Source organism: Methanosarcina sp., assembly GCF_049706645.1.
In the GTDB taxonomy this organism is placed as follows: Archaea; Halobacteriota; Methanosarcinia; order Methanosarcinales; family Methanosarcinaceae; genus Methanosarcina.
Genome location: NZ_JBNAKP010000037.1, coordinates 83,750 through 93,059, shown reverse-complemented (window position 1 = coordinate 93,059; position 9,310 = coordinate 83,750). Strand labels below are relative to the sequence as shown.

Genomic DNA, 9,310 nt, shown 5'->3' with positions numbered 1-9,310 from the left:
AACGCTGCTATCAATATTAAGGAATTTGCTATTAGTGCTTATCAAATCACGGCAGGGACTGCCGGTAGAGCCTGTGGAGTCGCTGGCGCTGGTCAGGGCAAGGAAACAGGAAGCTTCACAGCTTTAGCGTGAGGTAGTTCACCTGGAGCGCTCATAATCCAAACAAAAGCGTATCCGAGTTCCATATAAAACTAGCTAATATCTGCACGGTTCTTATTTTTGCTTAAGCTTTTTTCTAAAAAGCTTAGTAAATAGGGTTCTCAAAAAATGATTCATTTTTCAAGGGTTAATAAGCCTTATCTCATGAATTGGATTTGGTACTAGTGCTCCCCCAATAAAAGTACAGATTATAAAGAATTTGTTTTCCGTTAAAGAGATTAAACATCCATAATTTTCAATTTAAGGTTTTGTTAGCCCTTTTTTTCAACATTTAATTTTGTAAAACGGAAAAGGAGTCATTTGCCATAATTTCAAAAAAATGTGATTTGTCAAAAAATAAAGCTCTAGTTCCGTCCATCTGCTATTTTTAAAGTTTAATCGGGTTTATTTTCCTCTAAATTGGATCTTAAGAGTGTACTTTTATTGGGGGTAACTCTGGTTATATATATTACCTAAAATAAGCATTCTGAATCCTCAGTTTACACGCTGATTTTGGAGGACCCTATTAGTAAAAGAGATTAATATGGAATATACACATTGTTCTTATTTTTTGCTTAAGCTTTTTTTTAAAAAGCTTATAAAAGAGATTAACATGTACCTGGTGTTTCAAGCACATATTAATAAAGATATTATTCAAGGACACATTATAAGCAAATCCGGTTGAGAAGTCAATTCCCATATTTTATTGAATCCCACTCCAGCTATATTGCTTGCCGCTATAGCGTTGTTTGCCCTCGGTCTCCTCATGCTTTTTCATAGCTAATTTTGCCTTGTGTTTCATAATCAGGTAGACTCCAGCCAGGCCCACAAGAGTGTAGATTAGCCGCGAGATAAAAGATTTCTTTCCAAATATAGCCGCTACCAGATCAAAGTTCAGAAGACCTACAAGACCCCAGTTAATAGCGCCTATTATCGTTAGCAGCTTAGACGGAATGTATAGACTATCCGGCATATCATGCATTTTATGCATCTTTATCAAACCTCCCCACTGAAATAGAGCATTCACAAAGGCACAAAGGACAGATCATTTTTTCTGACTGGAAAACTCCAGGCTTTCGGATGATCTAATCATTTGCTTCGTAAACAGTGTTGGAGCTAGGATATTATGAATCTATTCCTTAACCTGGCTATCTGTTGAAAAAAGAAATGAATCTCGGATTATCACATAGATTGTAATATACTCAAAACGGCTATAGTGAAAAATAAGAAAAAGGAAAAAAGAAATAATTATATCTTTAGCGTTTCAGGGCTGTCCCCGGTCTCTTCGAGCCACTGGCAGCCTTCTTCCCTGTTAACGACCCCAACCGTAAATTCTATCCCGCTTTTTTCCACATATTCCTTTATTCTTTTAAAGGCGTGGTCCACCATCCCACCGGCTGTAAGGATGAGACAGCGTTTTCCGCAAAGCGCCATCAGGATAGATTTATCTATAACGCCTGAGGTAACGTCGAGCCTGACTCCATCCTGCTCGGCAAGGGTTTTACTTTTCTTGCCCATTGCTCCGACAAAGACAATTTCTCCTTCCTTAAGGATTTGTTTTATTTCAGGCAGGGAATAGCTGTCAGTATCGTAAAGCAGGACTCCACCGGCTTTAATTCCTTTACGTTTTAATTCAACAATAGCCCTTCCTTCCGAGTGGATATGCAGCACAGTGGCGTTAATGGCCTCGTAAGGCGACTGGGTCGCATATTCCCCGTACATGACCCCGAGATTCAGGTTATCTCCTTCTCTTACGCCAGGAGGGACTTCAACCCACATCAGGTCAAGGGGTTTTAAGGTATTGACAAGCTCAGGTATGGTTTTTGGGGAACTTCTGCCGTATGCAAGCCCTCTTCTTTCGATTTCATGATAGATCTCAAGAGTAGTGGGCTGCCTGAGCCCGGCTTTTTTGAGGAGTTCGGATTCTTTGAAAACCTCTGCCGGGGTACCCTGGCCTATGATTTTGCTGTTTGACAGGAGGAAAACATAGTCGGACCAGCGGTATGCCAGATCCACATCATGCGTTGAAATAATAATAGTGCTCCCGAAGTGGTTAAATTCGTTAATCAAATCCATAATTTCATCCGCACCTACGGGATCGAGGTTCGAGAGGGGTTCGTCAAGGATGATCACCTCGGGTTCCATTGCCATAACCCCGGCAATTGCAACCCGTTTTTTCTGCCCTCCGCTTAGATGGTGAGGAGGTTTGTCTTTAAACCTGGAAAGGCCTACCTGCTCAAGGGCACGCAGAACGCAGGTATCGACCCTCTCTTTTGAATAACCGAGGTTTGCAGGCCCGAAAGCTACGTCCTGAAATACCGTGGGAGCAAAAATCTGGTCATCGGAATTCTGAAAAACTATCCCTACGGATTTCCGAATTTCCCGAAGGGATTTTGAATCGTACTTGAAAGGAACACCATGGAATAGGATTTCACCCTGGTTCGGCTTGAGGGTCCCGTTAAGAAGCAGGAAAAGTGTGGACTTACCGGAACCGTTCTGCCCTACAAAGGCGATTTTCTTTCCTTTCATGATTTCAATATTCAGATCCTGAACAGCCACGGTTCCGTCAGGGTAAGTATATTTAAGTCCCCTGGTCTCAAGAATAATCATAATCTTTTACCTCAGACAATAGATGCGTTTTTTGTTAGATAAAGAAGTGCGAGAGTCAGGAGAAAATAGGCTGAAGTAAGAAGCAATTCAGGTGCTTTTACAGGCCTGTGCACTTCGAAAAGTGTCATTTTCCCATCATAACATCTTGAATTCATGGCAAGGAAGAGTTTGTCTCCCTGTTCCCAGGAACGGACGAAAAGGGTACTTCCAAGCATGCCCAGCGAATTGAGAGACCGCCTGAAACTTGAGTAACCCAACCTTACCGTCTGGGCGTACCTGATAGAAAGGGCCATGTCCAGGAAGACGAAAATATAGCGGTAAATCAACATGGAGAGCTCTATAAAGGATTCGGGAAGCCTGGAAGCTTTAAACACTGCAAAAAGCTCGATCATAGGGGTTGTCAGCGCAAGGAAGTAAAGGCAGCACATCCCGCTTATTGATCTGGCAAGTACCAGCAGGGCAAGCTCAAACCCGTCTGTCCTTACAGAGAGAGGATAACCGAGAATTTCGAATGACAGCAGTTCAGGTCCGGAACCTGAAAAAAAGGCAATGATAAAAACTCCGATAGCCGCAAAACCAAAAGGAGCCAGCAGAAGTTTTACATAAAGGGAAAGAGGGGCTTTGCCAAAAGCAACCGTTGTAAAGCTCATGCAGAAAGCTATGAAAAGAGGAGGGATAGGGGAATTGGAAGAGACTCCTGCAAGCAAACCGAATAACACTATTGCCAGCTTCAGCCAGTTGTTTCGGTGCCTGAGAGGGCTCATGAGGGCATAATCATCAAGGATATTGGTCATAGGTAACCCGCTGATTGGTGGATGAAAACTAAAAATTGAAAGTTAAAAATAAAAGGCAAAAGATAAAAGCTTTCCTCCCTTAAGGGGAGGAAAATAAACATGGCAGAAGAAGAGATTATAGAGAGTGCCTGTCGCCCTCGGATTTACTTTTCCCTTTATACCCAAGCTCGTTTTCATATTTTTTTTTAGCCCTGTAATAGCCAAGGAAATATCCGATAATTCCTGCGCCAATAGCTGCCTGAAGACCAAAAAGAAGGCTTTCAATTTCTCCACTCGGAGGTTCCCATACAGGCTCTGCAATTGGCTCGTAAGTCCCGCCAGTAATCTCGTTTATTACGCCTTCAGCTTCCCCGTCAGCTCCTCCGTATTCTGCGTCCGTAGTTGAAGACATGTAAATAAACTGAACTGTAAAGATAAGGAGAATTCCAAGCACGATAAGTTCCAGTTTTCTACTCATGAGGGAATCCCCCTGAGTTTTCGTACGACTGAATCTTCAATGACTTTCATTTCTACAAGAATGTCGCTCTTGACGTTTACGACGTATTTGAAAAGCAGGGCACTGACAGCTCCTTCCATGATCGCAAGGGGCACCTGAGTTACTGCAAAGACAATTGCAAATTTCTCGAATGAGCTGAGAAGAGCTCCAGAGGTAAGTACTCCACCGGCAGGATATGCAAGAGCAAGTTCCACAGAGGTGGTCAAGTAAGTTGCCCAGTCTCCAAAAGCTGTGGCAAGGAAGACTACGGCATAAAAGTTAAGATTCGCTTTCATTCCTGCTTTGTATATTAGATATGCCACCAGGGGTCCTACTATTCCCATTGAGAATACATTTGCTCCAAGGGTTGTCAGGCCGCCGTGGGCAAGGAAAAGAGCCTGGTAGAGAAGCACTATTGTTCCCAGCACTGCAGAAATTGCCGGCCCGAACATGATTGCAGCAATCCCGGTTCCTGTAGGGTGAGAGCAGCTTCCGGTTACAGATGGTAATTTCAGGGAGGATAATACGAAAATAAATGCACCTGCAACAGCCAGTAGAGGTAATATCTCTCGTTTTTCTTTTACTAGTCTGTTCAACTTATTAATTCCGTACAGTATCACTGGAATTGATACTGCAAACCAGATCTGCCACCAGGGGGTGTCTAAAAAACCTTCCATTATATGCATAGGATCACCGTGCGGATATCAAGTAAATATTAGTGGGGTTAAGGCAAGTTAAATTGAGTTCATTTATAGATAAAGGTTACGGTGATGAAGAAGCGAGTGCGTGAGAGCGTATCAAATTAATTTAGAGGTAATAATATTCTCAAAGTGAAGAAAGTATAGAGCAGAACAAGCAGACTTTAATCAATATCAAGCATAAATCAGGGAAATAATTATATCCAATTTTGAATAATTTTATAAAAAACAGGTATCAAATGGAGTTAGTATACAGAGTAAATGAAAAAGTTAGATCTGTTCATTTAAAGGACCAGACATTCCACGGTTGAAAAGTTAAGTTGTGTATAAAGCAAAAAAATAATATAAAAAAGAAAAAAGCAAAAAAATAAAAAATGGAGGTTATAATCAAATACAGATTCCTTTTTAAAGACCTGGAAGACAGGCAAGAAAAACCAAATCAAAGCAATGGAGATCAACTAAATTTGCTTTGGTACCTTAATATTGTACTTCGTATTACATAAATATATCTATTCTTTCCGTATAAAGAATAATTTTTGGAAGATACACCCGGAAAATGTATATTATAAAAGAAAAGAAACTAAACTTTAGAAAAAGTTTGCTTAAATGAATGGAACTTAAGAAAAAGTTTAAACTTACCTGGAAAACCGTAAGTCAATTTTAAAAAAAGTTAATAGTAAATCAGTTGCTAAAAAAGCTAATCATAAATCAATTGCTGAAAAAGCTATCAGAAATCAGCTGCTAAAAAAGGCTGTCAGATATGCAACTGCAAAATAACGCCCGAATTTCCCAAGAAAAACCAGGGTAGAAAAGTATCGGAAAGGGAGCTGCATAAGCCCGGCAACCATGGTAATTACGTCTCCTATACCTGGCACCCAGGTGAAAAGCAGGGTGTAAACACCGTATCTTTTAAAGAGCCTTTCACTTTTCTCAAGCTTCTCAGGAGAAGGAGAAAGGTATTTCTCAAGTACCGGACGCCCTTTAAGCCCGAGATAATATGTTGTGCAGGACCCGAGAAAATTGCCGGAAGTCGCCACCATAACGACAGAAAAAGGGTTAAAGCCCTGATAAATGAGAGCTATTATTAGCGCTTCCGATCCTAAAGGCAGAATCGTGGAGGCCAGGAAACTCAGGATAAAGAGATTCAGATAACCGTAATCGGCAAGAAAGGAACTCAAAGCTTCAAGCATTATACTCAACAATCGTAGTTCGGTATTTTAAGTTGTCGTCTCAGGCATCAACTGCACAGGAATTCAGGTATCATTGTATGAGAATCCAGGTATCAATTGTATGGTAATCCAGGCATTAATTGCACGGGACCTTCCTTCAATTTACATTTTTAACTCTCTCAGCTTTACTTTTAAGATACTTCTTTTTCACTCCTTCCAGCTTTGCTTTTAATTTACTTTTTAGATTACTGCCAGTTTTTATTTAATTAACTCTTTTTACACCACTGGCAACCATTATTTCACAATTCTGCTTCTGAGTAAGAATTTCCGGTCAAAGCAAAAAAGAAGTCCAATCAGAATAAAGACAGAATAACGACAGAAAAACGACAGAAAAACGACAGAAAAAAGAATTGGAGAGCAAGAAATCCTGAGTCCGATTTCCAGCTCCTGCAGCAGCAAAGGCATTAAAGCTGCGTTAAAGACGTGCTCACGTTTTAGTAGAGCCCGTACAGCTTTAATACCAAGCCTGAAGCGTTGATCAGTTTTTAATCCGTTCTTCTTTTCCGGAGGAGAACAAATGCTGTGGCGAGTATTCCAAGCGTGGTCATCCCGCTGAAGAAAGGCGCTGCTTCAGTCACCTCGTAACTTTCGCTCAGGCCTCCTACCTCAACTGTATATGTTCCTGGCTCGTCCTCAGTGTGTGAGAATTCGACTTCCGTGCTCTCACCCGGGCTAAGGGTTACGTTCTCGGAATCAACCGATTCATTGTTAACCAGCAGTTCCACTCTGGATTCTCCTGCAACGTTTCCGGTATTCGTAGCATCCACTCTTATATCTACCGCACTGCCTGCCTCAACTGAAGCCGGCTCTACTGTGAGGTTCGAGAAGGTAAACTGTGCTACGTTTTCGATTACCTCAATCACGGCTTCTCCTTCCTCGTAACCTGCTTTTGTGGCATTTAAGGCGTACGTGCCCGGAGCAGTAACCCAGTGAGAGACGGTACCGTTTGCGTTCGTCTGTTCAGCAATTTTCTGTCCGCCGAAAAAGACGTCCGCTCCGGCAACAGGCTGGTTTTCCACGGAGTCCGTGACCCTTATGTTAATCTGGTCTCCCTCCCGGACAGTTGCGGGTGAGACTGAAAGCAGAAGTTTCAGGACTCCTTCTGCGACAACGTCCACATCCTTACTCCCGGAAACATAACCTGCCCGGCTTGCAGTTACAGTGAAGCTGCCTTCCCTGCCAGGTGTAAAGGTTAGATTTCCGTCGTCTCCGGTGGTGCCTATGCTGCCATTTCCAACAAAGACTTCAACGCCGCCGACTGAAACATTTCTCGCCGTTACCAGGATTTGGGCTGGCCTCCCGGCTACAAGGACATCGGGCATTTCGATATTCAGCTGATCTCCTGTCCCGGTTTCGATTTCAACAAAGGGATAAAAGCGCAACACTGAAGCATCGGCAACCCTGAATTTGACATTGCCCATCAGGTCAACAACATCGTCCCTTGAAAGGGAGATTGAGTCCTCGTTTCTCATTGTGATGCCTGAATCGGAAATCGAACTTATCTCCATTTCCCCGAAAGAATCTCCTTCAGAAACTTCCAGGTAATCGTCCGAGATCTGGAAGATTCCTTCTACAAATACGGCATCCGTTTCACGGGAACGGAAGACCGTACTCACATGGACTGCAATGACCGGGACATTTTCAGCCCCTCCGATATCGGCTTCGTAAATATAGTCCCCGTTCGAAGGAGTTATTCCCGAATCCAGCAGCTGTCCGTTCTTATAAAGGTTAAAGAGGACTCTGTCCCCATTAACGTCGACCTCAGATGCTTCAAGGGAGTAGCCATTCTCAAGGGCTAGAGAAGAACCGGTGAAAAGGGATTTTTTGTCGTCGTCGTCAATAAGAACCTTTGAGAGGACACTGTCCGAAAGCACACTTACGCCGTTTGAGTTGCCAAGAGTGTCCTCAGGATATCCTGCAAAATATTTCTCTGCCATGAAGCCGACAACTTCATAACTTCCCCAGTTCGCATGCTCAAATTCGACATTTGCAGGCCTTGTAGAATAAACCAGTGCTTCATCATCAATTGTCCTGCCGTCGAGCTCTTCAATAACAAGGCTTTCAGTTGAGACATTTTCGTCGATGTTATAATAGAAACCTTCGAAGTTAAAAGGCGTCCAGACAGTAGTATCAAGTCTGTCATCATGTACTGTTCCTCTTAACTCATAGTTCCCGGGCTCTGAGGTTTCCACTATAGGGGCAAAACGAAGTTCACTGGCATCAGCCACGACAAAACTCAGTTTACCCATGATATCGATGGTGTCGCCGCTGCCAAGCGAGATAGAGTCGCTGTTTCTCATTCTTATGCCCGAACTTGAGGTGGAACTTACCTCCATTTCTCCGAACTCATCCCCATTCTCGATTTGCACATACTGGTCCGAGATCTGGAAAATTCCGTCCACGAAAACCGCGTTGGTCTCTCTGCCGCTGAAGATCTGGTCGAAATGGACTGCAATTATGGGCACATCTTCGGTGTCCCCGAGGTCGACTGTGTATACATAGTCGCGATTTGAGGACAGGAAGGCATCGTCTATGATATTGCCGTCCTTTTCGAGCTGTACCCAGACGGTATCTCCATTAATATCAACCTCAACTATGTTCAGGGAATACCCTTCTTCAAGAATGAGAGAAGAGCCCGTGTACAGGGATTTCCTGTCATCGAGATCTGTCAAAACCTTTGAAAGCTGCCCGTCAGAGATAACGCTAATCTCGTCACCTTCAAAGGTTGAGTTTTCGGTGTACCCTGCAAAGTAGCGCTCTGCCATAAATCCTATAACTTCATAAGAACCCCAGTCCCCATACTCAAAAGCGGTTTGTATGGGCACGGTTTCATACTGCAGGTTTCTCTCTTGAATTGTCCGGCTGCCCTCACTGAGCCGGACTGTCAGATTCTCGGAACCTTCTCCGGTATCCAGATCATAATAAAAGCCCGAATAGGTCTGAGGCGTCCATGTGTAGGTAAGGTTCTGGTTTGCATTTTCATCCCAGATGCGGTTACCTGTCGAATCTGAAACCTGGGCAGCCGCATTTACACACAGCAGCCCGAGTACCAGAAATAAGCATAAAATCTTCATGTAGCTCGTAATCCCCAAATTAAGCCTCCTTTATATTTACTAAGCGGGAGCGCGCTTCTCAGGCTTCCGAAAGAAAAAATCGGAAAAAATAGTTTCCTCAACGTCCGGAATATGTCCTGAATCCGGATACCCCCGTCTATCTGAATAATCAAAGGTATTCAACTATATCCATTTTCTAATATCTCGGACATGAAATAAAAAATTTTGGGTATTAGACAAGAATTTTTTAAGAAACTCGGGAATAAAAAAATCAAAAACGACAAAAGAAGGAATTCCAGAACGCGAAAGTCGT

The 9,310-nt window shown here is 42.9% G+C and carries 7 protein-coding genes; all 7 read right to left on the bottom strand.

What is annotated here, in order from left to right:
* Positions 1-841 precede the first annotated feature (841 nt).
* On the bottom strand, positions 842-1,129 hold the full coding sequence (locus ACPK8D_RS13160; protein ID WP_424718314.1) for a DUF378 domain-containing protein: 288 nt from the start codon (positions 1,127-1,129) through the stop codon (positions 842-844).
* Between the two features lie 257 nt (positions 1,130-1,386).
* Positions 1,387-2,748, bottom strand: coding sequence for an energy-coupling factor ABC transporter ATP-binding protein (locus tag ACPK8D_RS13155; RefSeq protein ID WP_424718313.1), 1,362 nt, complete (start codon positions 2,746-2,748; stop codon positions 1,387-1,389).
* Positions 2,749-2,759: 11 nt separating this feature from the next.
* Entirely contained in the window at positions 2,760-3,542 is a 783-nt protein-coding gene (cbiQ, locus tag ACPK8D_RS13150) for a cobalt ECF transporter T component CbiQ (RefSeq protein WP_424718312.1), read from the bottom strand.
* A gap of 115 nt (positions 3,543-3,657) precedes the next feature.
* Positions 3,658-3,999: an energy-coupling factor ABC transporter substrate-binding protein gene (locus ACPK8D_RS13145; protein ID WP_424718311.1), complete on the bottom strand. Its 342-nt coding sequence runs from the start codon at positions 3,997-3,999 to the stop codon at positions 3,658-3,660.
* Entirely contained in the window at positions 3,996-4,703 is a 708-nt protein-coding gene (locus ACPK8D_RS13140; protein WP_424718310.1) for an energy-coupling factor ABC transporter permease, read from the bottom strand. The genes ACPK8D_RS13145 and ACPK8D_RS13140 overlap by 4 nt, the downstream gene beginning before the upstream one ends.
* 746 nt (positions 4,704-5,449) lie before the next feature.
* Positions 5,450-5,905: a YqaA family protein gene (locus tag ACPK8D_RS13135; protein ID WP_424718309.1), complete on the bottom strand. Its 456-nt coding sequence runs from the start codon at positions 5,903-5,905 to the stop codon at positions 5,450-5,452.
* A 524-nt stretch (positions 5,906-6,429) separates the two neighbouring features.
* Positions 6,430-9,018 carry an S-layer protein domain-containing protein gene (locus tag ACPK8D_RS13130; protein ID WP_424718319.1) on the bottom strand — a complete coding sequence of 863 codons (2,589 nt, stop codon included), beginning with the start codon at positions 9,016-9,018 and terminating at the stop codon, positions 6,430-6,432.
* Between the last annotated feature and the right edge of the window lie 292 nt (positions 9,019-9,310).